General features: G+C 59.5%; 25 protein-coding genes, 1 tRNA gene and 1 pseudogene. 17 read left to right on the top strand and 10 right to left on the bottom strand.

What is annotated here, in order from left to right:
- Positions 1 to 65: 65 nt before the first annotated feature.
- Positions 66 to 461, bottom strand: coding sequence for a hypothetical protein (locus AF71_RS09520; RefSeq protein WP_018116335.1), 396 nt, complete (start codon positions 459 to 461; stop codon positions 66 to 68).
- Between the two features lie 276 nt (positions 462 to 737).
- On the opposite strand from AF71_RS09520, the gene AF71_RS09515 reads away from it, so the two are divergent.
- On the top strand, positions 738 to 1,184 hold the full coding sequence (locus AF71_RS09515) for a host attachment family protein (protein WP_018857452.1): 447 nt from the start codon (positions 738 to 740) through the stop codon (positions 1,182 to 1,184).
- A gap of 81 nt (positions 1,185 to 1,265) precedes the next feature.
- Here the strand turns inward: AF71_RS09515 and AF71_RS09510 are convergent, their stop codons facing one another.
- Entirely contained in the window at positions 1,266 to 1,592 is a 327-nt protein-coding gene (locus AF71_RS09510) for a hypothetical protein (protein WP_062374651.1), read from the bottom strand.
- Between the two features lie 146 nt (positions 1,593 to 1,738).
- On the opposite strand from AF71_RS09510, the gene AF71_RS09505 reads away from it, so the two are divergent.
- Positions 1,739 to 1,927, top strand: a complete 189-nt coding sequence (locus AF71_RS09505; protein WP_018857450.1) for a hypothetical protein — start codon at positions 1,739 to 1,741, stop codon at positions 1,925 to 1,927.
- Between the two features lie 4 nt (positions 1,928 to 1,931).
- Positions 1,932 to 2,372, top strand: a complete 441-nt coding sequence (locus AF71_RS09500) for a glyoxalase superfamily protein (RefSeq protein WP_025659877.1) — start codon at positions 1,932 to 1,934, stop codon at positions 2,370 to 2,372.
- An 80-nt stretch (positions 2,373 to 2,452) separates the two neighbouring features.
- On the opposite strand, the gene iolB is transcribed toward AF71_RS09500, so the two are convergent.
- The 5 genes from iolB to AF71_RS09475 form a co-directional block, all read right to left on the bottom strand.
- On the bottom strand, positions 2,453 to 3,250 hold the full coding sequence (gene iolB / locus AF71_RS09495) for a 5-deoxy-glucuronate isomerase (protein WP_112666441.1): 798 nt from the start codon (positions 3,248 to 3,250) through the stop codon (positions 2,453 to 2,455).
- Positions 3,251 to 3,295: 45 nt separating this feature from the next.
- Positions 3,296 to 4,213, bottom strand: coding sequence for a myo-inosose-2 dehydratase (iolE, locus tag AF71_RS09490; protein WP_169681123.1), 918 nt, complete (start codon positions 4,211 to 4,213; stop codon positions 3,296 to 3,298).
- Between the two features lie 65 nt (positions 4,214 to 4,278).
- Positions 4,279 to 6,129, bottom strand: a complete 1,851-nt coding sequence (gene iolD, locus AF71_RS09485) for a 3D-(3,5/4)-trihydroxycyclohexane-1,2-dione acylhydrolase (decyclizing) (protein WP_169681122.1) — start codon at positions 6,127 to 6,129, stop codon at positions 4,279 to 4,281.
- A 23-nt stretch (positions 6,130 to 6,152) separates the two neighbouring features.
- On the bottom strand, positions 6,153 to 8,087 hold the full coding sequence (iolC, locus tag AF71_RS09480; protein WP_169681121.1) for a 5-dehydro-2-deoxygluconokinase: 1,935 nt from the start codon (positions 8,085 to 8,087) through the stop codon (positions 6,153 to 6,155).
- A 106-nt stretch (positions 8,088 to 8,193) separates the two neighbouring features.
- Positions 8,194 to 9,057, bottom strand: a complete 864-nt coding sequence (locus AF71_RS09475; RefSeq protein WP_169681120.1) for a MurR/RpiR family transcriptional regulator — start codon at positions 9,055 to 9,057, stop codon at positions 8,194 to 8,196.
- Between the two features lie 205 nt (positions 9,058 to 9,262).
- Between AF71_RS09475 and AF71_RS09470 the strand changes: the two genes are divergently transcribed.
- From AF71_RS09470 to AF71_RS09455, 4 genes are all read left to right on the top strand, one after another.
- Positions 9,263 to 10,378, top strand: a complete 1,116-nt coding sequence (locus tag AF71_RS09470) for a Gfo/Idh/MocA family oxidoreductase (protein ID WP_169681119.1) — start codon at positions 9,263 to 9,265, stop codon at positions 10,376 to 10,378.
- Between the two features lie 84 nt (positions 10,379 to 10,462).
- Positions 10,463 to 11,680 (top strand): FAD-dependent oxidoreductase, encoded by a 1,218-nt coding sequence (locus AF71_RS09465; RefSeq protein WP_169681117.1) that lies wholly within the window; start codon positions 10,463 to 10,465, stop codon positions 11,678 to 11,680.
- Between the two features lie 80 nt (positions 11,681 to 11,760).
- A tRNA-Ser gene (locus AF71_RS09460) sits at positions 11,761 to 11,851 on the top strand.
- Positions 11,852 to 12,419: 568 nt separating this feature from the next.
- Positions 12,420 to 13,520 (top strand): porin, encoded by a 1,101-nt coding sequence (locus tag AF71_RS09455; protein ID WP_169681115.1) that lies wholly within the window; start codon positions 12,420 to 12,422, stop codon positions 13,518 to 13,520.
- 93 nt (positions 13,521 to 13,613) lie between these two features.
- On the opposite strand, the pseudogene AF71_RS09450 reads toward AF71_RS09455, so the two are convergent.
- Positions 13,614 to 14,523 (bottom strand): annotated as a pseudogene (locus tag AF71_RS09450) (alpha/beta hydrolase).
- Between the two features lie 41 nt (positions 14,524 to 14,564).
- Positions 14,565 to 16,637 carry a transglycosylase SLT domain-containing protein gene (locus AF71_RS09445; RefSeq protein ID WP_169681113.1) on the bottom strand — a complete coding sequence of 691 codons (2,073 nt, stop codon included), beginning with the start codon at positions 16,635 to 16,637 and terminating at the stop codon, positions 14,565 to 14,567.
- Between the two features lie 213 nt (positions 16,638 to 16,850).
- On the opposite strand from AF71_RS09445, the gene dapA reads away from it, so the two are divergent.
- A complete protein-coding gene (gene dapA / locus AF71_RS09440) occupies positions 16,851 to 17,735 on the top strand; it encodes a 4-hydroxy-tetrahydrodipicolinate synthase (RefSeq protein WP_169681111.1) in 885 nt (294 codons plus the stop codon).
- Between the two features lie 103 nt (positions 17,736 to 17,838).
- Positions 17,839 to 18,318 (top strand): SsrA-binding protein SmpB, encoded by a 480-nt coding sequence (gene smpB / locus AF71_RS09435; RefSeq protein ID WP_025659866.1) that lies wholly within the window; start codon positions 17,839 to 17,841, stop codon positions 18,316 to 18,318.
- Between the two features lie 37 nt (positions 18,319 to 18,355).
- Here smpB and AF71_RS09430 read toward each other — a convergent pair whose 3' ends face one another.
- A complete protein-coding gene (locus AF71_RS09430; RefSeq protein WP_018857436.1) occupies positions 18,356 to 18,937 on the bottom strand; it encodes an NYN domain-containing protein in 582 nt (193 codons plus the stop codon).
- A 285-nt stretch (positions 18,938 to 19,222) separates the two neighbouring features.
- Between AF71_RS09430 and rpoZ the strand changes: the two genes are divergently transcribed.
- The 8 genes from rpoZ (at position 19,223) to era (ending at position 25,945) form a co-directional block, all read left to right on the top strand.
- Positions 19,223 to 19,627 carry a DNA-directed RNA polymerase subunit omega gene (gene rpoZ / locus AF71_RS09425; protein WP_018857435.1) on the top strand — a complete coding sequence of 135 codons (405 nt, stop codon included), beginning with the start codon at positions 19,223 to 19,225 and terminating at the stop codon, positions 19,625 to 19,627.
- A 100-nt stretch (positions 19,628 to 19,727) separates the two neighbouring features.
- Positions 19,728 to 21,968: a bifunctional (p)ppGpp synthetase/guanosine-3',5'-bis(diphosphate) 3'-pyrophosphohydrolase gene (locus tag AF71_RS09420; protein ID WP_169681109.1), complete on the top strand. Its 2,241-nt coding sequence runs from the start codon at positions 19,728 to 19,730 to the stop codon at positions 21,966 to 21,968.
- 179 nt (positions 21,969 to 22,147) lie between these two features.
- Positions 22,148 to 22,297: a hypothetical protein gene (locus AF71_RS09415; protein ID WP_018857433.1), complete on the top strand. Its 150-nt coding sequence runs from the start codon at positions 22,148 to 22,150 to the stop codon at positions 22,295 to 22,297.
- A 141-nt stretch (positions 22,298 to 22,438) separates the two neighbouring features.
- Positions 22,439 to 23,023 carry a DUF2062 domain-containing protein gene (locus tag AF71_RS09410; RefSeq protein WP_025659865.1) on the top strand — a complete coding sequence of 195 codons (585 nt, stop codon included), beginning with the start codon at positions 22,439 to 22,441 and terminating at the stop codon, positions 23,021 to 23,023.
- Complete coding sequence (acpS, locus tag AF71_RS09405; protein ID WP_018857431.1) at positions 23,020 to 23,424, top strand: holo-ACP synthase; 405 nt, start codon at positions 23,020 to 23,022, stop codon at positions 23,422 to 23,424. Before AF71_RS09410 ends, acpS begins: the two co-directional genes overlap by 4 nt.
- 114 nt (positions 23,425 to 23,538) lie before the next feature.
- Entirely contained in the window at positions 23,539 to 24,282 is a 744-nt protein-coding gene (gene lepB, locus AF71_RS09400) for a signal peptidase I (protein ID WP_018857430.1), read from the top strand.
- A complete protein-coding gene (gene rnc / locus AF71_RS09395) occupies positions 24,279 to 24,998 on the top strand; it encodes a ribonuclease III (protein WP_112642791.1) in 720 nt (239 codons plus the stop codon). The genes lepB and rnc overlap by 4 nt, the downstream gene beginning before the upstream one ends.
- Positions 24,999 to 25,006: 8 nt before the next feature.
- The gene (gene era, locus AF71_RS09390) at positions 25,007 to 25,945 is read left to right on the top strand and encodes a GTPase Era (RefSeq protein ID WP_169681108.1); all 939 of its coding nucleotides are present in this window, start codon (positions 25,007 to 25,009) and stop codon (positions 25,943 to 25,945) included.
- Positions 25,946 to 26,068: the final 123 nt, after the last annotated feature.

The raw sequence follows: 26,068 nt of genomic DNA, 5'->3' as shown, positions 1-26,068 counted from the left end.
ATTCGGACCGACAATAGGCCCCGCTGCCGCCAAGGCAAGAAACATTATTCCCCGGTATTCACGATTTACATCCGCACGATTCCGCGGGCTTCGATCGCTTCCATGTTGCCAATCATGAAGTCGGCGCGCAAAACGCGGCGCAGCACGTCGGGCTCGATCGTATTGATGAAGCGGACGCCGATACGTTCGTTGTTGCGATAGGTTTCCGCACAACCGATCCGATAGGCAAGGCCGAGAATGTTAAGGTAGTAGTGCTTTGGCAGGCCCGCGGTGGATGACACGACAAACGTAGCGCCACCCTGCGAGATATCGACGATCTCCGCACTCCGGACGGAGATGCCGGTAAGACAGGGCCGAACCGCAACGATCCGGGCAGGGCGCCTTACGTTGAATTTTTCCCAGCGCGTCTCGTAAACCGCGGATTTCACGGTTGCAAGGTGTGTGGCACGAAGCATCGACATTCCGCGTTTCCCTGAACCAAGGTAATCCCGGTTCTCTTCAATTGAAGCCTCACACGAATGCCTTGCACAATTGTGAACGAGGAAAATACAATTTTAGCGATGCGGCCATTTCCGCCCGCTCGGCCAGCTGGGGCGAACATCTTCTCGCGTCGAGTAGCGAATGGATCGCCGGACCGTAGTTGTCGCGAATTGTCATCGAACTCTTTGTCGATTTGCACGTTTGCCTAATTGTCGGCGGCGCATAGCGCTTCAAAATTGCAAAGCGAGGGAATCACAATGGTTGATGTCAGAGTTCCGTCGAAGTCGTGGGTCGTTGTTTGCGATGGTGCCAAGGCATTGATCCTGCGGAACGCAGGCGATGCGGAATTGATGAACCTCAAGGTTGAAGAAACCCTGAGTCAGCCCAACGAACCGGACCGCGAAATAGGCGCAGACAAACCGGGTCGAACGCACGCGGCCGATGGGCAGAGTGCCAGTGCCGTTGAGCAGACGGACTGGCACGAGCAGGCCGAGGCAGAGTTCCTGAAGCTGGTAGCCGCAAAGATGGAGGTGCTGGTGCGTGAAAAAAACGCGCGTCGCATCATTTTGGTTGCGCCGCCAAAGGCGCTCGGTACGCTGCGAGCCAACCTATCGGCCGATGTTCAGGCTGCAGTTTCGGCTGAGGTGCCGAAGGATTACATTAATCTGCCGGTCGACCAAATAGAGCGGCACCTAGCTTCTTGACGCAACCTCCTACGGCCGCGGCGCACCGCCACCAGGGAACCGGCGGTTTCGCAGACAAGATGCAAGAGCAATACATCGAGGCTAAGATTCGAAATTCAGCCTTAAGACGTGATGCAGGAATTCCGGGTTGATCAGCATGTTGAAGCTGATCGTCACGAGGTCGCCCTCGCGCTTGACCACCGTCGAGCCGATCTCGTCGTGGATGCCGAGGATTTCGAGGAAGAAGTGGTTCGGGACCTCGAGGCTCGGATTGACCTCCAGCACCGCGCCGGCAAGCGTGATCGTGCGGATCAGGCAGCGGACTTGCGTTCCCGTGCTGAGGTGATGCCCAACGAAGATGATCTTTCCGGGGCGGTCGAGCGAAAACTCCCGGTAAGCCTGCTCGGGCTGCTCTGTGTCGAGGTGCATCTGAAAGGCCACGGTAGCCTCCGCTTGTTGTACGCTTCGAGATTAGCGCAAGATTGCTGACAACTTCTGAATGATCTCCCTACAATCCGAAGCTTATGCCTGTGTGGAGATCAAAATGGCTCGTTATTAGACAGGGATGGGCCTCCGTGGCATCGCTTGACAGTTCGCCGCCGTTCAAGCATATCGAACTTGGCTCGAGGCGCCTGCCGCTCGCGGACGACAAGTCCATGGTGAAGTACTCGATAGGATCAGTCGCAGCCAATTGGTGCATGCTGACTGCAGGCAATGCGAGCACCCTTGTACAGGTCGAAATGGCATGCCTTCCGAAAGGCTGAATCCGTGACCACCGCATATCCGACAATCGAAGAATTGAAATCGCAAGCCAAGCGCCTCCGCCAGGCCATGGAAGCGCGCGGCACCGCGATCTCTCATAGTGCCGCGCTGGAACTCATTGCCCAGCAGCATGGCGTGCGTGATTGGAACACGCTCTCCGCACTCGCCACCCGGCCGAACGAGGAACCAATCGCCGCCATCTCCGTAGGCTCCCTGGTGCGCGGCCGCTATTTGAACCAGCCGTTCACCGGCAAGGTCCTGGCGCTTGCCGCTCAACCGGGCGGCGGGCTCCACAAGATCACCATCCACTTCGACGAACCGGTGGATGTCGTGACCTTCGAGAGCTTCTCCGCCTTCCGGCAGCGCATCAACGCGCAGGTCGACAGCAATGGCGTATCTCCGCGCAAGACCTCGAACGGCGTCCCACATCTCGTGCTCGAGATTTAAGTGGCCACTTAGTGTGCGCAGTGTTGGCGGCAGTTGCTGGAGGATTGGACCATCAACACGCTGCCGCGCCGTGATTTCGCCTACGCCTTCAGCAGCCATTCGTGCTCTGGCTGGTTGTGGAACTTCCATACCCGCTTCGGGCCGGCCATGACGTTAAGATAGTAGAGATCATAGCCGTGGACGGTGGCGCACGGGTGGTAACCCTTCGGCACCAGTGTCACGTCGCCATTCTCCACCGCCATCGCCTCATCGAGCGACCGATCATCGGTATAGACGCGTTGGAAGGCGAAGCCCTGCGGCGGGTTCATGCGGTGGTAATAGGTCTCCTCCAGCAGGCTCTCGTTCGGCAGATTGTCCTGATCATGCTTGTGAGAAGGGTAGGAGGATGTATTGCCGTTCGGCGTGATGACCTCGACAACCAGCAGCGAATGAGCGGAGTTGTCGTCCTCGGGCATGATGTTGGTCACGAGGCGAACATTCGAGCCCTTGCCGCGCTGGAATTGCGGGTGCACGCCGGGCGGGATGAGCTTCGCCTTGTAATCGCCGCCGCCAGGCGCCGAGCAGACGGCAAGTTCGAGATCGGTTTCCGCCGTCACCGACCAGCTTGTGCCAGCCGGAACATAGAGCGAGTGCGGCGCACCCTCGAATGGGCTCATGCGCCCGCCGACCGAACCGAAATCCTCTCCAGCGGCGGTCGCCTTGCCTTTGCCGGCCACCCAGACGAGGCAGACTTCACGGTCGCTTGCGGCGCCGGAGACGGTCTCACCCGGCTTCAGCCGATGCATGTCGAAGCCGACATAAGTCCAGCCGGCGGTGTCGGGCGTGACGTGGGTGACGCGACCGCTGTCACCCTTGGGCTTTACGAGAAGGTTCGGCATGAACGTTTGTCCTTCATTCCACATCAAGGCGCTTCAACGGGCGTGTTATCCCTTCGGAAATCCTTCGGTTTCCACCGTGTAGCCAGCGGCCGTCATCACCCGCATCAGTTCGGCGTGACCGATCTCCGCCATCTTCTGCGGCGGCGCCTTGCGCGGATCCTGTTCTGCCTCGACGACGAACCATCCCTCATACCCGTAACCGGCGAACCGCTTGACAATGGCGCCGAAATCAAGCGAGCCATCGCCGGGTACCGTGAAGGCGCCGAGCGCTACCGCATCGAGGAATGACTGCTTGCTGCGGTCGAGCCCGTCGACAACGGCTTTGCGGATGTCCTTGACGTGGACGTGGTTGATGCGGGCGTGGTGGTTATCGATGGCGCGCAAGACGTCGCCGCCGGCGAAAGCCAGGTGCCCGGCGTCGAGCAGAAGGGGAATGCCTTCGCCCGAATTGCGCATGAAGGCATCGAGCTCCGGCTCGGTCTCGACGACGGCCGCCATGTGGTGGTGATAGGAAAGCGGCATGCCCTGCTCGGCGCACCATTCGCCAAACTGCGTGACCTTGCGGGCATAAGCCTTCATCTCGTCGTCGGAGAGGCGCGGCTTGGTGGCAAGCGGCTTGGAGCGGTCCCCCTGAATTGAACGGCCAACCTCGCCATAGACGATGCAAGGCGCGTTGACGGCTTTGAACAGCTCGATCATCGGCGCAATGCGCTCCATGTTGGCGGAAAGGTCCTCGTCGACAAGCGTGCCGGAGAACCAGCCGCCGCAGAGCGTCACGTCGGCGGCGCGCAGGATCGGCAGCATCTCGGCCGGATTGTTCGGAAAGCGGCGGCCCTGTTCCATGCCGGTGAAGCCGGCGCTGCGCGACTGGCGCAGGCATTCTTCCAGGGATACGTCGTCGCTGAGCTCAGGAAGATCGTCGTTCCACCAGGCGATCGGCGACATGCCAAGTTTGGCCTTCATCAATAGTCTCCTCAAAGGCATTTCTGGAAGAGCGGGACCGCTCTTCCGAAAATTAAAACAGCCGGTTAGGCGATACGCTGGTCGGCGCGCGCCTTGACGTAAGCCGCATGCGCCTTGTTGACCTGTTCACGCGGGCTGACTTCAGGGACAGCAACGTCCCACCAATAGCCCCCAGCTTCCGTCGTGATCTGCGGATCGGTGTCGATGACGAAAACCGACGTACGGTCGTTCTTTTTTGCGTCCGCGATCGCCTTCTCGAGCTCGGCGATCGATGCGACTTTCACCGCGACGGCGCCCATACTCTCGGCATGCGCCCGGAAGTCGATCTCGGGCATCACCTCGTAGTGCGCGTCCCTCAGCAGGTTGTTGAAGTTCGCGCCACCGGTCGCCATCTGCAGCCGGTTGATGCAGCCGTAGCCACGGTTGTCGAGCACGACGATGTTGAGCTTCAGGCCGAGCATGACCGACGTCGCGAGCTCGGAATTCAGCATCATGTAGGAGCCGTCGCCGACGAGGACGAAGACTTCCTTCTCGGGCTGCGCCATCTTGGCGCCAAGGCCGCCGGCGATCTCGTAGCCCATGCAGGAGAAGCCGTATTCCATGTGGTAGCTGCCGGGTGCCGTCGCCGGCCAGAGCTTATGCATCTCGCCCGGCAGACCGCCGGCGGCGCAAAGGCCGATTGCCTTTTCGAGGTCGATCGTGCGCGTAACGGCGCCGATCACCTGGGCGTCGGAGGGCAGGGCGGCATTGGTGCTCGCCATTGCCTTGGCGGCCGCCTCCACCCAGACCTTCTTTTCCCGTTCGGCCTTTTCCGCCAGCACGGTCGGTGCTTTCCAGCCGGTAAGCCCGCTCGAGACCGCCTTCAGACCTTCGCGCGCATCGGCCACCAATGTCTGGCCGTCGTGCTTTGCGGCATCGTAGGCGGCAATGTTCACGCCGAGAATTTTCAGCTTCTCGTTCTGAAACAGTGCCCAGGAGCCGGTCGTGAAATCCTGGCAGCGAGTGCCGACAGCGATGATCAGATCTGTTTCCGTTGCAATCGCATTGGCCGCCGATGTCCCTGTGACACCGACCGAGCCAAGCGCCAGCGGGTGCCGCTCGTCGATCGCCGACTTTCCGGCCTGCGTGACCACGACGGGGATCCGGTGTTCCTCCGCAAATGCCGTCAGTTCCTTGGTTGCTTGGGAGTAAAGCACGCCACCGCCCGCGATGATGACCGGCTTTTCGGATTTCTTGATGAGAGCGATAGCGTTCGCCAACTCATCGGCATCCGGGCGCGGACGGCGCATGGTCCAGACGCGCTCCTGGAAGAAGCTTTCGGGATAATCGAAGGCTTCCGCCTGCACGTCCTGGCACAGCGACAGCGTAACTGGGCCGCAATCGAGCGGATCAGTCAGCACCTGCATGGCACGCTTCAGCGCCGAGATGATCTGCTCGGGGCGCGTGATGCGATCGAAATAGCGGGAGACCGGGCGGAAAGCGTCGTTGGCTGAAACGGTGCCGTCGCCAAAATCCTCGATCTGCTGCAGCACCGGATCCGGTGCACGGTTGGCAAAGACGTCGCCCGGCAGGAAGAGAACCGGAATGCGGTTGACGTGGGCGACACCGGCGGCCGTCACCATGTTGAGTGCACCGGGGCCGATCGAGGTCGTGCAGGCCATGAAGCGTTGGCGGAAATTCGCCTTGGCATAGGCAATCGCCGCATGGGCCATGCCCTGTTCGTTATGGGCGCGATAGGTCGGCAATTCGCCACGCACTTGGTATAGGGCCTCGCCGATGCCGGCGACGTTGCCGTGCCCGAAGATCGCCCAGACGCCGCCGAAGATCGGCACCTTCTTCCCGTCGACTACTGTCATCTGCTTCTTGAGAAAATGCGCAACGGCCTGCGCCATCGTCAATCGTACAGTCTTGCCCATGGGGCACCTCCCAAATGCTCTAATTAATGTAGGCCGCGGGTTTTCAACCAGGCCTCGGTCAATTGGCGGAAGCGTCCGGCCATATCTGCGATCGCTTCTTCATCATTCAACTTGCCGGAAAGCCAGCCGCGGGCTGCCTCGGCAAAAATCGTGCGGCCGACGGCGAATCCCTTCACCGAAGGAGCTGCCAGCGTCGCCTCGAAGCCTTTCACCAGCTCGTTGGCCGGCGCTTCAAGGCCGAGCAACACGATGCCGCGGCACCAGGGGTCGTTCTTGGCGATCACGGCATCGATTTTCTTCCAGGCGGCCGTCGAAGCTTGAGGCTCGAGCTTCCACCAATCCGGTTTGATGCCGAGCGCATAGAGTTCTTCCAGCGCCGTCGAGATCGTATCATCGGTCAGCGGTCCGTTCTTGCTTGCGATGATTTCGACGAGCAATTCGCGGCCAACCTTGCGGGCGGCTTCAAAGAGCGTCCGCAGCTTTTCCTGCTGCTCGGTTTTCAGGGCTGCCGGATCGTCCGGATGGTAGAAGCACAGGCACTTGATGCAATGATCGAGAGGCCATTCCGCAAGCTGCGAGCCGATGTCCTGGCTGAACTCGAAGCGAAGCGGTTTGGAACCCGGCAATTCCACCGGGCGACCGATCCATGCGAAGTTCTTGGTTGCCGCATCGAAGAAGGCGTCGCGTCCGAAGCGCTCGTCGATCAGCATGCCGTAACCGTTGCGGCCATCCGCGACACGGGCGGCGGCTTCTACCGCAAGGCGCTTGAAGGCGACGATCTTCTTGTAATCTACGCCGAGTTCGTCGCACACGCTGGTGAGCTGCGACCGGTGGTCGATGGCAAGCGCCATGAGAAGCGGAATGTCGCCCTTGCGCGTCGAGGCCCAGTGAATGTGATTGATCGCTTCGTCCTTGCGCAGCGCGCGATGCTTGCTGCCGTGCTTCAGAAAGTAGTCGAGCTCCGCCCAGGTCGGATATTCCGGCGAGCAGAGCAGGCGGGAGACGGCGAAGGCGCCGCAGGCGTTGGCCCAGGTGGCGCAGGTCTTCAGCGGCTCGTTCTTCAGCCAGCCGCGCAGCAGGCCTGACATGAAGGCGTCGCCGGCGCCGAGCACGTTGAACACCTCGATGGGGAAGCCTTCGCCGACGATGCCGTCTTCCAGATTGTCGCTGATCGGACCGTCATAGACGATGCAACCCATCGCACCGCGCTTGAGAACGATCGTTGCCGGCGACAGGCGGCGAATTTCCTTGAGTGCGCCAAGGACGTCGTCGGCGCCTGACGCAATCAGGATTTCCTCTTCCGTTCCGACAATCAGGTCGCAGTCTGGAAGCGTTTCCTTCATCTTGGAGGAGACACGGTCCGACTTCACATAGCGCTCAAAGCCCTCGGCATGGCCTGCGAGGCCCCAGAGATTCGGCCGATAATCAATGTCGAAGATTACCTTTCGGCCATTGGCCTTGGCGATGCGGATGGCCTTGCGCTGTGCGGCTTCCGTGTTCGGCCGGGAAAAATGCGTGCCCGACACCAGCACGGCGCGCGACGACTTGATGAAGCTTTCGTCGATATCACCTTCATCGAGCGCCATGTCGGCACAGTCCGCGCGATAGAAGATCATCGGCGATACGCCTTCGGCTTCGACGGCGAGGAGCACCAGCGCCGTCAGGCGCTCCTTGTCGGTCTTGATGCCTTTCGTCTCGACCCCTTCGCGCGCAGATTGCTCAATGATGAACCGGCCCATCTGCTCGTCGCCGACGCGGGTGATCAGGCCCGACTTGAGCCCGAGACGGGCTGTCCCGATGGCGATGTTCGCAGGGCAACCGCCGACAGACTTGGCAAAAGAACCGATATCCTCAAGGCGCGAGCCGATCTGTTGCCCATAGAGGTCGACCGAGGAACGCCCGATCGTGATCACGTCAAGCGACGGTTCTGGCTGCGAGCCCGGGTTCGGTTGTGCCATGATGTCCTCCCGCTAGATTTTTGGCTACGGCTTGACGCCTGCTGATTTGCGAGCAATGAAACATCGGTTCCGTATTGTTGTCAATTCGGAATGTTTGTTCCATTTTTCATTTAGTCGATTTTGCGTGGGCTCGCTTGCGCCGCCGCTCGGCGATCGCCACCGGAATTGCCATTGTCAGGGCCATCGAAGCAGAAAGCGAGCGGAAGCCGGCAAAGTCTGCCTCCGCCACCTCGAACCAGCAGGTGGCGCGGGCGGCGAGGGGCGAAAAGGCCGAATCGGTGATGGCAACGACAGGCACGCCACGATCCGCCAACGCTTCCGCCTGGCTGAGGCTGTCGGCGGCATAGGGAGAGAAGCTCGCTGCGATTGCTGCATCCTTCCCCGTCGCGAACTGCACCATTTCCGGATCGACGCCATTTGGCGATGCGACGATCTGGTGCCGAATGTTCAGCTTCGAGAAGGCGTAGGTCATATGCGCCGTCAGCGGATAGGAGCGTCGCTTGGCGATCAGGTAAATCGTCTCGGCAGCCGCGAGGATATCGACTGCCTTGGTAAAGGTATCCGTCTGGACGGTAGCCGCCAGCCTGTTGACCGATTGGCTCGCAGCCGAAATGAAACCGGAAAGCAGGTTGGCGTCCTCGTCCTCGCCGCTTGCCTGCTCCAGCGTCACCAGTCGCTCTTCATATGTCAGCGTTCGGTCACGCAGGCGTTCGCGAAAGATGCTCTGCAGGGCCGAAAAGCCCTCGTAGCCAAGATGATGGGCCAGACGCACCAGGGTCGACGGTTGCACGTCGGATGCCGCAGCGATGCTTGCCGTCGTGCCGAAGGCGATTTCGTCCGGGTTGCCGAGTGCGAAAGCTGCGACCTGCGCAAGCCGCTTCGGCATGTTTGCTTTCCGTTCGATGATGATGCTGCGCAGGCTCTCGAAGTCGCGAGGAACCCTGGCGGGCGTTTTGCTGTCACTGTCCATCCACGCTGTCCATTGAACGAAATAAACATTCCATATTTATGAGCATAGATGATTTTCATTCGGGAGCCCAATTGTTTTTATTCTATTGAAATCCAAGTGTTTTGAACAGTTTTTGGAGCCGGGGCGGCAAAAGTGCGCGAGAAAGGCCGCTTGTCAAAATGATCTAAATATTCCAAAAATCCGCCCGACATCTGGAGGAGATACAATGAAAGCACTGGGAATCGGCCTGATCGGCACTGGCTATATGGGCAAGTGCCACGCACTCGCATGGAATGCGGTCAAGACCGTATTCGGCGACGTCGAACGCCCGCGCCTGGTCCATCTGGCCGAAGCCAATGCCGAGCTTGCCGAGAAGCGCGCCTCCGAGTTCGGCTTCGAAAAGGCAACCGCCGATTGGCGCAGGCTGATCGCCGATCCCGAAGTTGATGTCGTTTCCGTCACCACGCCGAACCAGTTCCACGCCGAGATGGCGATTGCCGCGCTCGAAGCGGGGAAGCACGTCTGGTGCGAAAAGCCGATGGCACCGGCTTATGCCGATGCCGAACGCATGCTGAAGACGGCAAAGGCCTCGGGCAAGATCGCCGTTCTCGGCTACAATTATATCCAGAACCCCGTCATGCGGCATATCAAGGCACTGATCGAGGAGGGGGCGATCGGTGCGGTCAATCACATCCGCGTCGAGATGGACGAGGACTTCATGGCCGATCCCGATGTCTTCTTCTATTGGAAGAGCGAGCTTTCCGCCGGCTACGGCGCGCTTGATGATTTCGCCGTGCACCCGCTGTCGCTGCTCTGGTATCTGTTCGGTCACGTTGAGGCTGTCAGCACCGACATGGTAAAGCCCTATGCCAGCCGGCCGTTGAAGGAAGGCGGTCGCCGCGATGTCGAGAATCACGATGCGGCCAATGTCCTGATGCGACTTGGCGGTGGGATCTCTGCGGTGCTGATGGCAAACCGCGCCGCTTGGGGGCGGAAAGGGCGAATCGCGCTGCAGATCTTCGGCTCGAATGGCGCCATTACTTACGATCAAGAGCGCATGAACGAATTCGAACTCTATCAGGCCGAAGGGCGCGGCTCGGAGCAGGGCTTCCGCAAGATACTCGCCGGCCCGGCGCATCTGCCCTACGATCGCTTCATCCCGGCGCCTGGCCACGGGCTCGGCTTCAACGATCTGAAAATCATCGAATGCCGCGAACTGATCCGCGTAATTTCCGGTGAGCCGTCGTCGATCGTGACATTCGAAGACGGTCTTAGGATAGAGAAGTCCGTTCACGCCATGGCACAGTCATTCCACGAGCGCCGCTGGATCGAGATCGATTGAGGTCTGTCCGCTTCCGGTTGACGGCGCTGGAGGCAGGGGATACCCCTTTTCTGGAACGCGCGGCTGCATGCTGGGAGTGAAAACGTGACGGACAGACTGGTGATCATCGGCGCGGGGCAGGCGGGCTTTGCATTGGCCGCGAAACTGCGTGCGCTCAAGGATATGCGCCCAATCACCATCATCGGTGCGGAAGACGTGCTGCCCTACCAGCGGCCGCCACTCACGAAGAAGTACCTGCTTGGCGAGATGACCTTCGATCGACTGCTGTTCCGGCCGGAACACTGGTACCCCGACAACAATGTCGAGATCAGGCTTTCCACCTGGGCGGAGCAGGTCGTGCGTGACAAGAAGCAGGTCCTGCTACAGGACGGTTCAGCGCTCGACTACGGCACGCTGGCGTTGACGACCGGCTCCACGCCGCGCGCACTGCCTGCGTCGATCGGCGGGGATCTCGAGGGCGTTTATGTGGCGCGTGACAAACGTGACGCTGATCTGCTTGCTGATGAAATGCGGCCCGGTCGCCGAGTCCTCATTATTGGTGGTGGCTATATCGGACTTGAGGCAGCTGCTGTCGCCCGTCACCGCGGTCTCGAGGTTACCGTGATCGAGATGGCTGACCGAATCCTGCAGCGCGTCGCTGCCAGGGAGACGGCCGACATCATGCGGGTGATTCATGAGACACATGACGTTGTCATCCGGGAGAAGACCGGGCTCAAGCATCTTGTCGGCCATGAAGGCAGGGTTGTCGCTGCCGAACTCTCCGACGGATCCACGATCGAGGTCGATTTCGTCATTGTCGGCATCGGCGTCGTCCCGAACGATCAACTCGCCAAGGAGGCGGGTCTCGAGGTCGCCAACGGAATCATCGTGGATGAATTCGCCCGCACGTCCGATCCGTCGATTTTTGCCGCGGGTGACTGTGCGGCCCTGCCGTGGCAAGGCGGACGCATCCGTCTCGAATCGGTGCAGAACGCCGTCGACCAGGCAGAAGCCGTCGCCGCCATCATCGCCGGCGGCAACGAAGCATACGATCCCAAGCCTTGGTTCTGGTCGGATCAGTATGACGTGAAGCTGCAGATCGCCGGCTTCAACATGGGCTATGACGATACAGTCCTGCGTCCAGGCTCGCGCGACGGCGCCCACTCGATCTGGTATTTCAAGAATGGGGCGTTCATCGCCGTGGATGCCATCAATGACGCCAGGGCCTACGTCAGCGGCAAGAAGATGCTAGAATCCGGGATCAATCCCGACAGGGCGATCATTGCGGACGCATCTACCGATCTCAAGCAACTGCTGAGCTGAGGCCGGCGGCATCGGCATCAGGTGAAAAAGCCGAAAAAGCGCTTGCGTCACCTGTCGAATGACTCTATCAGGCTCCCACCGGAGAGGTGGCCGAGTGGTCGAAGGCGCTCCCCTGCTAAGGGAGTATACGTCAAAAGCGTATCGAGGGTTCGAATCCCTTCCTCTCCGCCACCATGATCATCGCACAAACTGTTTCGACGAATGACCGCTCTTCGAGTGCGTCGTCTTTCGGCGCGCTGTCCACGACCTCCGCGTTTGGCGTCCCGAATCTCGCGTCAGCAGAATCGAACCGAGAATCATCCTTCGTCAACAAAGCTGATTCCGCTGCGATTGCACGTGAGGCCGAGGTCAGGCGCCAACACGCTGTCTCCCTCATCTCCTATAAAAGACGCGAATCCGGCAGGAAACTGGTTCCAATGTGGCACAATCCACAGCCGCACACCCCAGCTCAGCGGCGGCAAACTCCCGCAAAATCAGGGGTTTCTTAATAAAGTATAAAGAAACGAGAGGGGTGGGTGCCGCATTTGTGACCTTTCAGCAACAGCGTATGCGGAAGGCTGTCGCAAACACCCCAAACGGGCAAGTTGGTGATTGCGTGACAGTCCCGGTCTTGTATTTTCAACCTCGGAAGCAAGGGCGGTTGATCGTCCGACTTCTTGAAACATGGGGATGGGGCAGGGAACGCTGCTCTAACGGCGAAAAACCCAGACCCGATCGAAACTTTGAATTGGAGGTCAATATGAACATCAAGAGCCTTCTTCTCGGCTCCGCTGCTGCTCTCGCAGTAGTTTCCGGTGCTCAGGCTGCTGACGCTATTGTTGCTGCTGAGCCGGAACCGGTTGAATACGTCCGCGTCTGCGACGCTTACGGCACCGGCTACTTCTACATCCCGGGCACGGAAACCTGCCTGAAGATCGAAGGTTACATCCGTTTCCAGGTTGATGTTGGCGATCATCAGGTCAACGGCGGCGCCAGCGGCTTCATCGGTGGCACCTCTGACTGGGATGCGACCACCCGCGGTCAGGTTCAGTTCACGGCCAAGAGCGACACCGAATACGGTCCGCTCACCGGCGTGATCGTTCTGCAGCACAATGCCGACGCCGCTTCTTACCAGAACTCGATCCTCGACTCGGCTTACATCGACATCGCTGGCTTCCGCGCCGGTCTGTTCTACAGCTGGTGGGATGACGGCCTCTCGGGTGAAACCGACGTTCTCGCAAGCCACGAAACGCTGCACAACTCCATCCGTTATCAGTACGAGTCTGGCGACTTTTATGCCGGTATCTCGGTTGACGAACTGGAAGACGCGATTCATGGTAACGTCGACCTTCCGGGTCCGGACGGCATCCTTGGCAATGCTGACGACACGGTCGGTGGTCTCGGCGAGCGTGCCAACGACGTTGGTGTTGCTCTTGGCCTCGGCGGTAAGGCTGGCGCGTTTACCTACCAGGTCATCGGTGGCTATGACACCGACACCGAAGACGGTGCGATCCGTGCGATGGGTACGGTTGCTGTTGGTCCGGGTACCCTCGGCCTCGCAGCAGTCTGGGCATCTGGCCTGAACGCTTACTACGACACCTCTGAGTGGACGATCGCAGCTGAGTACGCCATCCAGGCTACCGACAAGCTGAAGATCACCCCCGGCGCTCAGTACTTCTGGAACTTCGGCCTGAATGATACGGCAGACGACTTCGGCAACGAAGACGCTTGGAAGGTTGGTGTGACGGTCGATTACCAGATCACCGACAACTTCTACGCCAAGGCTTCGGTCCAGTACCTCGATGGCGACAACATCGACGACCAGACGCAGGGCTACTTCCGCCTGCAGCGTGCATTCTAATCTGATCTGACTTCGGTCAATCAGGAGAGCCCGGCTTTCGAGCCGGGCTTTTTGTTGTGGGGCCACTGCTAGGGCGAGTGGCTTGGAGAGCGCTCACGCCTCCGCAACGAACCGTCTGATCTGCCAGAGCACTGGCTGCACATGCAGCAGCGGTGCATGCCCCTGGCCGGGCGCCTCCAGAATCACGATGGCTGGGCATCGCGCGCGCATCTCCGCAAGCGTCTTGTCGGCGATGAGATCGGAGTTCTCGCCCTTGACGACCATGAGAGGCATCGTGGTGAGCCTGTCGTAATAGTGCCAGAGCTCAGGCAGCGGCTGATCGAAGTCGATCATCTGCAAGTGAGCGGCAATGGCCGGATCGAAGTCCGCGATCGGCTTCCCGTCGAGTTCCCGATAGATCGCCGCTGCCATCTCCTGCCAGTCACGCTCGTCAAGGGCGGTGAAGGAGGGGCCATGGCAGGCCTTGAGAAATGCGACTGCCTCCGGCCAGTTGCGCGGCGGTGCGGCAGAATTGAGATAGTCGCGGATACGCTTGAGGCCGGCGGGTTCGATCTTCGGTCCGATGTCGTTGAGAATGACGGCGGCGATCAGATCCGGCCCCATCTCGGCCAGCAGGTGAAGAATCAGCCCGCCCCCGCGAGGTGCCGATGAAGATGGCGCGCTCAACGGCAAGGTGCTGGCAGGCGGAAATGACATCCCGCGTCTCGACGCCGAGATTGTAGTTCGCCTTGTTGGCATCCCAGTCGGACAGGCCGCGCCCGCGATAATCGAGCGTGATGACGCGTCGCGGCGTCGCTCGGTCGGTCGACAGGAGCAGCGCCAGCTGGTGAAAGTCACGCGAGTTCCGCGTTAATCCCGGCAGACAGACGATCGGCAGCCGGTCGGCGATATCTGGGCCACCGTAGTCTCGCGCATGGAGCGTGAGTCCGTCATCGCTCTGGTAGGTTGTCGCTTGGAAACCATTGTCTCTTGCTTCGTCCACGCTTGGTCGTCCCCGTTGCATGGGAACAGATTAGCGAGACCGGCAATAGACGCCAATGGCGATCATGAGGAGCGGCCGTAGGTCAGGTCACGAACGATGTCGTTCGGCTGACCCAACCTGGCCTTGTACACTTCGAAGTTCTCAATCACCCGCTGAACATAGTTGCGCGTCTCGGGGAAGGGGATGCGCTCAATCCAGTCGACGATGGCGTCGATCGATTGGCCGCGCGGGTCGCCATAGCGGCCGATCCATTCGGGCACCCGCTTGGGACCGGCATTATAGGCAATGAAGGTCATGATGTAGGAGCCGCCAAAGGCGTCGATCTGTTCGCCGAGATAATGCGCCCCAAGGGTCGCGTTATAGCCGGCGTCGGCGGTCAGTCGCTCCTTCGAATAGGCGATGTTGTGACGCTTGGCGACGGCCTTTGCCGTGCCCGGCAATATCTGCAGCAATCCGCGAGCATCGGCTGCCGAAACGGCCGCGGGATTGAAGGCGCTCTCTTGCCGGGCAATCGCGTAGGCGAGGGCCTTCCCGGAGCCGGAGATGTTGGCGTTCGTCGGAATGACGCCGAGTGGGAAGGCCAGCGCCGCGACATCCACGCCGTGGGAGTAAGCAATCTTCCCGATCTGCAGCGACAGATGGTGGTCGCCGGACCGTTCGGCCTGCGCGCTCAGAACCGCAAGTTCTCCAGGGCTTTGCAGTTGCTCGGCGAGCGCGAGGTAGAGGCTATTGGCCCGCCAGCCATGCCCGGCCGCGTCGAGACGAGCGATGGCCTGCACGGCCTCACGCGCCAGATAGCGCTGGCGATCCGCAGCAGTCGGAGACGGGTACGCCACGTTCAGTGTCTTGCGGCCGAGTTTGTCGCTGGCGAGCTGCCCATAGAAGGTGGTCGGATAGCTTGCGGCCTTGGCGTAAAATTCCGAGGCCTTGCCAGGCCCACCCGCCTCGGCGGATCGACCCATCCAGTACCAGGCGCGCGATACGGATATCGGCCCATTGGAGAAATCGAGAATCTTCCGGAAATGGGCCTGTGCCGCCGCAGGATCCTGCAGCCCGCGCAGCGCGTACCAGCCTGCGTGGAATTCGGCCTCGACGATGTCGGTCGGCGTCGTCGCAGCATAATTGGCAACGATTCCGTAGGCCGCCTTGAATTCCCCTTGATCGACGAGGCCGCGGCTCACGATCCGCTGCTCGTTCCACCACTCGCCGGCATTGACCAGTTCATCCCGATTGCGTGGGGCCTGCCGCAGCAACTTGGCGGCTTCCGTATACTTGTCCTGTTTTCGCAGATGCTCGATGCGCGCAAAGAGGTAACCGGCATCGCCTTTCCACTGGCCATCGACCGCGGCAAGAAGCGCACCGGCGTTGGGTGCCTTGCTCATCACAGCGGCCCATGCCTTGTAGAGGGATTGGGCCTGAGCCATGTCGCCAAAGCGCCTGGCCTGCTCAGTGCGATTGCGGTACATCAGGTAGTCCATTCGCGCCTTGTGATCGGCCGAGGTCAGCAAGCCGGAGAACTCAGCCAAAATCTTGTCTTCGGTCGGTTTGTCCAGCATCTCGCCGCGCCAGACCTTGCGAATGGTCTTCGCCGCCTGGCTCTGTTTACCCGTCGCGACAAGCGCACGCGAAAGGATCATCGCGCCCGGCGTGGTCTCCGGCGCGGAATGGCCGAAGGCCGCCAAGACAGCGGTCGGGTTAGGGTTTTCATCGTAAAGTGCCCGCTCCGAATAAGCCCGCAGCTTTGCGAGCCCGGGCCATCCCTGCAACTCCTGCGCCGCAGCCGCGATCTCTGTCGAGGGAATGCCCTTCTGCCCCGAGACCGCAATCGCCCAGGTCAGGATATGCCGGTCAAGCGTCCCACGTCCCATGCCGTCGCGAATGGATAGCGCTTGCAGGGGATTGTTGTCCGAAAGCGCGTCCAGGCCGGATTTCAAATCACTGTTAACGGGTGCAATTGCCTGGCCGCGCGGAATTGAGCCGGTAACGATCGATTCCGGTACTGTCGTCTGGGGGACGAAACCAATCGGCTTCACGTCCGGAACGGGCGCGCCCTCATTCGGAAGCGACGACGCGGCGCTGCTCCACGCGGCGACTGTAAAGCCGAGGGCGGACACGATCAGGACTGCTCTCTTCATGGGACACTCACAACGAAAACACGCCCGACCATTTGGCGGGAGCCATCTTAACGAAAGCTTACTAACGTCAGTAAACTTCGTTCACATTTGCTATCGGAATTTGCCCTAAACCGATCCATGCGCGCTTGTCGCGGCGATTTCACCGCATTATGGTGCCCCACCAATATTCAAGGAATGCGGCCGAAGCGTGGATTTGGCCATGAGGAGTTCTGCATGTTCCAGGGATCCATTCCCGCTCTCGTCACTCCCTTCACCGATGCCGGCCTAGTGGATGAAGCTTCGTTCGCGAACCACGTCGACTGGCAGATCAAGGAAGGCAGCAGCGGTCTCGTTCCGGTTGGGACGACCGGCGAATCTCCGACGCTGTCGCATGCCGAGCATAAGCGGGTTGTGGAACTCTGCATTGAAGCCGCAGCCAAGCGCGTGCCTGTCATGGCCGGCGCCGGCTCGAACAACACGCGTGAAGCAATCGAACTTGCTCAGCACGCCGAGAGGGCCGGGGCAGATGCGGTCCTCGTGGTCACGCCCTATTACAACAAGCCCACCCAGAAGGGGCTGGTCGCGCATTTCTCCGCGATCGCCGAGGCAGTGAAGCTGCCGATTTACATCTACAACATCCCGGGTCGCTCCGTTATCGACATGACGCCGGAGACGATGGGCGCGCTTGCCAAGGCGCACTCGAATATCGTCGGCGTCAAGGATGCGACGGGCAAGATCGAGCGCGTGTCCGAGCAGCGTCTTACCTGCGGCAAGGAATTCAAGCAGTTGTCGGGTGAAGATGCCACGGCACTCGGGTTTAATGCCCACGGTGGCGTCGGGTGCATCTCGGTGACCGCCAATGTGGCGCCGCGCCTTTGCGCCGAGTTCCAGGCTGCGACGCTTGCAGGTGACTATGCGAAGGCGCTGGAATATCAGGACCGCTTGATGCCGCTACACAAGGCCATCTTCATGGAGCCCGGCCTCTGCGGAGCGAAGTGTGGCTTGTCGAAGCTTGGGCGGATGAGCCGCAACGTGCGTTCGCCGCTGATTTCGACACTGGAACCTGCGACGGAAGCGGCGATTGACGCAGCCATGCGCCATGCCGGCCTGCTGAACTGAGGCAAGCCATTCGGCCCGCCTTCACAGGCGGTCGATGTTCCCCTACATAGGGGAGAAGAGAGAAGGGCGCGGTCGTCGCGCCCCTAAGCATTTGGAATGTGTCATGGCCCCCAAAGGCAGCGAGCGCGTGGTCAAGAAGATCGTGGCGGAAAACCGCAAGGCGCGCTTCAACTACGAGATCATCGATACCTACGAAGCTGGACTCGTGCTCAAGGGCACCGAGGTCAAGTCGTTGCGCGAGGGCAAGGCCAATATCGCAGAATCCTATGCCTCGGATGAGGATGGTGAGATCTGGCTGATCAATTCCTATCTGCCGGAATATCTGCAGGCGAACCGTTTCAATCATGAGCCGCGCCGCCGCCGCAAGCTCCTGCTTTCCGGCCGCGAGATCAACCGTCTGCGAGCGGGGATCAATCGCGAAGGCATGACCCTGATACCGCTGAAGATCTATTTCAACGATCGCGGCCGCGCCAAAATGGAACTGGCGCTCGCCAAGGGCAAGAAGCTGCACGACAAGCGCGAATCCGAGAAGGAACGCGATTGGAACCGGCAGAAGAGCCGTCTTCTCAAGGATAACGGCTAAATTAGTCAAAGGCATAGCCGGCGGTGAATTGCTGGCTTCAAGCTTCCAGATCGGTTGGCGTTGCCGTTTCGGTTGGCCGCGGTGGTCGCTCTGAAGGATCACGCCCGATTTCGCTCTTCAGCGATAGAAGGTCGATGAAGTGATCTGCCTGGCGACGCAGATCGTCGGCAATCATTGGAGGTTGTGTTGCCATCGTTGAGATGACCGAGACCTTTCGGCCCCGCCGCTGCAGCGCCTCGACGAGCGTCGTGAAATCTCCGTCGCCGGAGAAGATGACGAGATGATCGACGGTTTCCGACTGCTCCATGGCATCGATCGCAAGCTCGATATCCATGTTGCCCTTGATCTTCCGGCGACCCATCGAATCCGTGAATTCCTTTGCCGGCTTCGTCACGACCTTGTAGCCGTTGTAATCCAGCCAGTCGATCAGCGGGCGAATGGAGGAATATTCCTGGTCCTCGATGAGGGCCGTATAGTAGTAGGCGCGCAGGAGATAGCCACGTTTCTGGAACGCCTTCAACAGCTTGCGGTAGTCGATATCGAAACCCAAACTTTTGGACGCAGCGTAGAGATTGGCGCCATCGATAAAAAGAGCAATTTTTTCGCGTGGATCAAACATCCGGTACCAATCCAATGTGAGCAATCGTCGTGCTTCCGTCAAAAACCCAACAAAACAATGAGTTATGAGGCCGCCTGGAACAAATCGTACTTTATGAACTTTTCATATAAGAAAGATTTAGGGCACGATTCGTGATATTCCAAGCAACTTCTGGTCGAAATCCGCTTTCGTTCCAAAATTCGTCACATTCGCCCGCAGAGGCGTCGTGCAATGAAAACTTGAATTTGCCCGGTTTTAATTGTATCGGGCGTGTTAATCCCGAGATCACGACGTAAAGGACAGGCAATGGCCCGTGTCACCGTAGAAGACTGCATTGATAAAGTTGAGAACCGCTTCGAGCTGGTTCTGCTTGCCAGCCACCGTGCCCGGCTGATTTCCCAGGGCGCCTCGATCACGATCGATCGCGACAACGACAAGAACCCGGTCGTGGCGTTGCGCGAGATCGCGGACGAGATGCTGTCGCCGGACGATCTCAAGGAAGACCTGATCCACTCGCTGCAGAAGCATGTCGAAATCGACGAGCCCGAGCCCGATCCGGCGAGCCTCATCGCAGCCGGCGGCGTCGCTGCGGCCGACAGCGAAGAGCAGGAAGACCTGCCGGAAACGATCACCTTCGACCAGATGTCGGAAGAGGAGCTTTTGGCTGGCATCGAAGGCCTGGTGCCACCGGAAAAGAGCGACGATTACTAATCGTCAACCTTGCACGATTATAGCTTCGGCATATTATCGCATATCATGTGCGCCAATCCGTGATTGGCGCGCTTTTCGTTTGTAATGGAGTGGTTTCGGGATGATGCGGCAGTACGAGCTCGTGGAGCGGGTTCAGAAATATAAGCCCGACGCCAACGAAGCCCTGCTGAACAAAGCCTATGTCTATGCAATGCAAAAGCATGGGCAACAAAAGCGTGCCAGCGGCGATCCCTACATCTCGCATCCGCTGGAAGTCGCCGCCATTCTGACGGACATGCATCTCGATGAGTCGACGATCGCCGTCGCGCTGCTTCACGACACCATTGAGGATACGACAGCCACCCGCGCCGAAATCGATGAGCTCTTTGGCGAGGATATTGGTCGGCTGGTCGAAGGGCTGACGAAGATCAAGAAGCTCGACCTCGTCACCAAGAAGGCGAAACAGGCAGAAAACCTGCGCAAGCTGCTGCTTGCCATCTCCGACGACGTACGCGTGCTGCTCGTCAAGCTGGCAGATCGCCTGCACAACATGCGCACCCTCGACCACATGTCGCCGGAAAAGCGCGCGCGCATTTCCGAGGAGACGATGGACATCTATGCGCCGCTGGCCGGGCGCATGGGTATGCAGGACATGCGCGAGGAGCTGGAAGACCTTTCCTTCCGCCACATCAATCCCGAAGCCTATGAGACCGTAACCAGGCGGCTCGAGGAGCTTTCCAAGCGCAACGAGGGTCTGGTCAAGAAGATCGAGACCGAATTGGGCGATCTGCTGGTTACGAACGGGCTGACGGGCGCCATCGTCAAGGGACGCCAGAAAAAGCCTTACTCCGTGTTCCGCAAAATGCAGTCGAAGTCGCTGTCCTTCGAACAGCTCTCTGACGTCTACGGTTTCCGTATCATCGTTGAAGATATCTCGGCCTGCTATAGGGCTCTCGGCATCGTCCACACCCGCTGGCGCGTCGTTCCCGGGCGCTTCAAGGACTATATCTCGACGCCGAAGCAGAACGACTACCGTTCGCTGCACACGACGATCGTCGGCCCATCCAGGCAGCGTATCGAGCTGCAGATCCGCACCAAGCGCATGCACGAGATCGCGGAATTCGGTATTGCCGCCCATACGCTCTACAAGGACGGGGCTTCGACGTCCGACAACGATATCCTCTCGCGCGAGTCCAACGCCTACTCATGGCTGCGGCACACGATCGAGGCGCTGGCGGAAGGGGACAGTCCTGAAGAATTCCTGGAGCACACGAAGCTTGAGTTGTTCCAGGATCAGGTCTTCTGCTTCACGCCGAAGGGCAAGCTGATCGCGCTGCCACGGGGTGCGACGCCGATCGACTTTGCCTATGCCGTTCACACCAATATCGGCGACACGACCGTGGGCGCCAAGATCAACGGGCGCATCATGCCTCTCGTAACACGACTAGCGAATGGCGACGAGGTCGAGATCATTCGCTCCGGCGTGCAGGTGCCGCCTGCTGCCTGGGAAGAGATCGTGGTAACGGGCAAGGCGCGTGCGGCGATCCGCCGGGCCACCCGACTTGCAATCCGCAAACAATATGCCGGTCTCGGCCATCGCATCCTGGAGCGCACCTTCGAGCGAGCCGGCAAGATCTTCTCCCGTGAAGCGATGAAGCCCGCGCTCCATCGCCTTGGCCAGAAGGATGTGGAAGACGCCATCGCTGCGGTCGGTCGCGGTGAAATGTCGTCGCTCGACGTATTGCGCGCCGTCTATCCGGATCATCTCGAAGAACGCGTGACAGCCAAGCCGAGCGGTGACGACGGTTGGTTCAACGTTCGCAGCGCCTCCGGCATGATCTTCAAGATCCCGGGCAAGCCGAAGTCCGGCATCGATGGTGCAGATCTCAGTGCTCTGGAAATGGACACGGTGCCGATCCGCGGCATTTCGAGCAATGTTGATGTGCAGTTTGCGCCGACGGGCGCCGTACCCGGTGACCGCATCGTCGGGATCATGAATACGACGGAAAAAGGCAACGGCATTACGATCTATCCGATCCAGTCACCGACGCTGCAACGTTTCGACGATCAGCCGGACCGCTGGATTGATGTTCGCTGGGATCTCGACGAGGCCAACAAGTCGCGTTTCATGGCTCGCATCATGGTCAATGCGTTGAATGAGCCCGGTACGTTGGCAAAGCTTGCCCAGACCGTTGCCGGCGTCGACGTCAATATTCGGCTGTTCAATACGGTGCGCGTCGCAACCGACTTCACCGAAATGACGCTCGACGTCGAAGTGTGGGACCTTCGGCAGTTGAACCAGCTGCTTGCCCAGCTGAAGGACCTCGAATGCGTCGCGACGGTTCGCCGGCTTTACGAGTAAGTCGGCAACCGCACTTGGCATTTGCACATTTTGTGATCGCTTCATGACGGAAAACGCACTGATATAAGGCTAGGTATGCGTAAATTGCATGGCTGTGCCCTTGTTAGAGCGTTGGTAATTGCTGCTGCGAGCGCCTATCTTCCAGTCATCAGGAAACGAACAGAAGATGAGGCAAAGAAATGTTTAAACCGATCAAGAAGATTGCCCGCGCATTGCGCGCTCCGACCGCTGAAGAACGCGAAATGGACTATCTGAACGGCTCGTTTGACCGTATCGATCTTGAATATCGTCAGCGTCAGGTTGACCGCGGTATGTTTCGCACCCGTTAATATCGGTTCTATACTTGAAGAATGAAAGGGGCGTATTGCATATCGCGCCCCTGGTGAGTGCTCAGTCTGCAGTGATCAAATAATGACTGAGATAGTTTGACGCTCTTGTAACGCTGGTGCGAGTTGCACTACATACGCGCCATGCTGTTCAGACGTCGAAAACCTGCCGGATTTCGTGAAAAGATGCGCGAGTTGTTGTGGCCTCGCAAGGGATTCTTGCGGCCGCTCCGCTATCTCACGATGCGTGTTCTGCGCTTGACGGCGTCGCCGCACGCCGTCGCCATGGGCGTAGCCGCAGGGATCTTCGTGTCCTGGACGCCCTTTATCGGCGTTCATTTTATCATGGCCTTCGTACTCAGCTATCTATTCGCGGGCAATATGGTCGCCGCTGCTCTTGGCTGTGCGGCCTTCGGCAATCCGCTGACCTATCCGTTCATCTGGGGCGCGACCTGGGAGATCGGTCACCTGCTGCTTGCGCGTCAGGATACGATGCAAGGGCATTCGATCGACCTTGGGGCGCTGTTTCATGAGCTGCATTTCAGCGAACTCTGGCAACCGGTGCTCGAACCGATGCTTGTCGGCTCCATCCCGCCGGCGCTCTTGACCTCCGTCATCGTTTATTTCGGAACCTTTTATGCCGTGAAGGGCTTTCAGACGCGCCGCCGCGAACGCCTTATGACGCGTGCCCGCGTGCGGCTGTCCAATCCAGTGCAGGAAACCGTATGATCATCGGTATCGGCAGCGATCTCATTGATATCAGGCGCGTCGAGAAATCCCTCGAACGCTTCGGCGAGCGCTTCACCAATCGCTGCTTCACCGAGATTGAGCGGGCAAAGTCCGATCGGCGCGCCAATCGCGCCGCCTCCTATGCCAAGCGTTTCGCCGCCAAGGAAGCCTGCTCCAAGGCTCTCGGGACGGGCATGGCGCAAGGTGTGTTCTGGAAGGATCTCGGCGTTGTGAACCTGCCGAGCGGCAAGCCGACGATGCGGCTGACGGGCGGCGCGGCCGATGTGCTGAAGTCGCTGCTGCCGGCTGGCCACAAGGCTGCCATTCATTTGACGATAACGGATGATTATCCCTTGGCGCAAGCGTTCGTCATCATTGAGGCCCTGCCGGAAGATGTCTGAGCAGCGACGTAGAGTCGCTTTTAATGTTGGCGCCATTGCCGCAATCGGTCGAAGCCGCTAGAGAGAAGCAAACAAGAGTTGCGCCCTGGCGGTGCATTGAAGGAACAAGACTGCGTGTCCGAAAAAGTCGAAACCAAGCCGAACGCCCTATGGGAAAACATCAAGGTCATCGCCCAGGCGCTGATTTTGGCGATGGTTATCCGAACGGTGCTTTTTCAGCCGTTCACCATTCCGTCCGGCTCCATGATGCCGACACTGCTTGTCGGTGACTACATCTTCGTCAACAAGTTTGCCTACGGCTATTCGAGGTTCTCGCTGCCGTTCTCGCCGAACCTCTTCAGCGGTCGCATTTTCGAGAGCGAGCCGAAGCGCGGTGACATCGTTGTCTTCCGGTTCCCGCCGAATCCCGACGTTGATTACATCAAGCGGCTGGTTGGTCTTCCCGGTGATCGCATTCAGGTCAAGGAAGGCGTCCTCTACGTGAACGGCACGGCGGTTCCGAGGGTGCCGAATGGCACGTTCAATTCCGACTACGCGCAGGATCCGGGCCAGGATGTGCCGGTGTATCGCGAGACGCTGGATAACGGCGTCAGCTTTGACACGCTGGATCAGTCCCCGGTTTCGCGTGGCGACAACACCCGCGAGTTTATCGTTCCGGAAGGCCATTACTTCATGATGGGCGATAATCGCGATAATTCGCTCGACAGCCGCTTCGACGTTGGCTTTGTGCCTGCGGAAAATCTGGTCGGTCGCGCCAGCGTCATCTTCTTCTCGCTCGGCAACGACACCTCGTTCCGCGAGATCTGGAAGTGGCCGACGAACATGCGGTGGGATCGTCTGTTCAAGGGCGTTGAATGAGCAAGTCACAGACGCTTTCGGCGGCGGATCGAACACGGCTTGAAGCCCTGATCGGTCACGAGTTCGCCGAAAAGGAGCGGCTGGATCGGGCACTGACGCATGCAAGTGCCCGCACGCAGAAGGGCGGCAACTACGAGAGGCTGGAGTTCCTCGGTGACCGAGTCCTCGGCCTCTGCGTTGCCGAACTGCTCTTCCGGACGTTCGGTACGGCGACCGAGGGCGAACTTTCGGTGCGCCTCAATCAGCTCGTCAGTGCCGACACCTGTGCTGAGGTCGCTGATGAACTCGGCCTGCATCTCTTCATCCGGACTGGCGCCGACGTCAAGAAGCTGACCGGCAAGCGTATGATGAACGTGCGAGCCGACGTCGTCGAAAGCCTTATTGCGGCGATCTACCTCGATGGCGGCCTGGAGGTCGCCCGGCGTTTCATCCTGAAGTTCTGGGAAAAGCGGGCAGCGCGCGCCGACGGCGCGCGGCGCGACGCGAAGACCGAATTGCAGGAGTGGTCGCACGCCAAATTCGGCATCACGCCGATCTACCGGGTTGAAGAACGCACCGGACCGGATCATGATCCGCGTTTCACGGTGACGGTAGAGGTCACAGGTGTTAAGCCCGAAACGGGCATCGAACGCTCAAAGCGGGCCGCGGAACAGGTCGCAGCCACGCGAATGCTGGAACGCGAAGGCATTTGGCAGAAGTCCTCTGCCGGAAACTGACGGGACAAATGACGGAAGAACACGATATGGCGGACGACGCCCCTGAAACTGCGGGTGCCACACGGTCAGGCTTTGTCGCGTTGATTGGAGCGACCAACGCCGGCAAGTCCACGCTGGTCAATCGCCTCGTCGGCGCCAAGGTTTCGATTGTCAGCCATAAGGTGCAGACGACGCGTGCCATCGTGCGCGGCATCGCGATTCACAACAATGCGCAGGTCGTGTTCATGGATACGCCCGGCATTTTCAAGCCGCGTCGGCGGCTCGACCGCGCGATGGTGACATCAGCCTGGGGCGGCGCAAAGGATGCTGACCTGATCATGCTGCTGATCGACAGCGAACGTGGTCTGCGCGGCGATGCGGAAGCCATTCTTGAGGGCCTCAAGGAGGTACATCAGCCAAAGATTCTCGTCTTGAACAAGATCGATCGGGTCAAACGCGAAGATCTGCTGGCGCTTGCGGCGGCGGCCAACCAGAAGATCGACTTCACCCATACCTTCATGATCTCGGCCGAGAACGGCTCCGGCTGTGACGACGTCATGGACTATCTGGCAAAGACGCTGCCAGAAGGCCCCTGGTACTATCCCGAAGACCAGATCTCCGACCTTCCGATGCGCCAGCTGGCTGCGGAGATCACCCGCGAGAAGCTGTTCCTGCGTCTGCATCAGGAGCTTCCATATTCGTCGCATGTCGAGACGGAAAAGTGGGAAGAACGCAAGGACGGCTCGGTTCGAATCGAGCAGGTAATCTACATCGAACGGGATAGCCAGAAGAAGATCGCGCTCGGCAAGGGTGGCGAAACGATCAAGGCGATTTCGTCGGCGTCCCGACGAGAGCTCTCCGAAATCCTCGAGCAGCCGGTTCATCTCTTCCTGTTCGTGAAGGTTCGTGAAAATTGGGGCGATGACCCCGAGCGCTTCCGCGAAATGGGTCTGGATTTTCCGACGTAAGTTGACGGCTTCTACCGCGTTGTTTCTGCGTTAAAAATTCCCGCGCGGGTGGAACAACCCTTGCCATTTGCGTGTTCTCGTAGGAAGCGCTGCCAATTCCGGCAGCGTCCTTCATTCGAGTAC

Origin of the sequence: Rhizobium sp. 57MFTsu3.2 (assembly GCF_012932765.1) — a bacterium.
GTDB lineage: Bacteria > Pseudomonadota > Alphaproteobacteria > Rhizobiales > Rhizobiaceae > Rhizobium > Rhizobium altiplani.
This window is presented reverse-complemented; position numbering and strand designations above follow the sequence as displayed.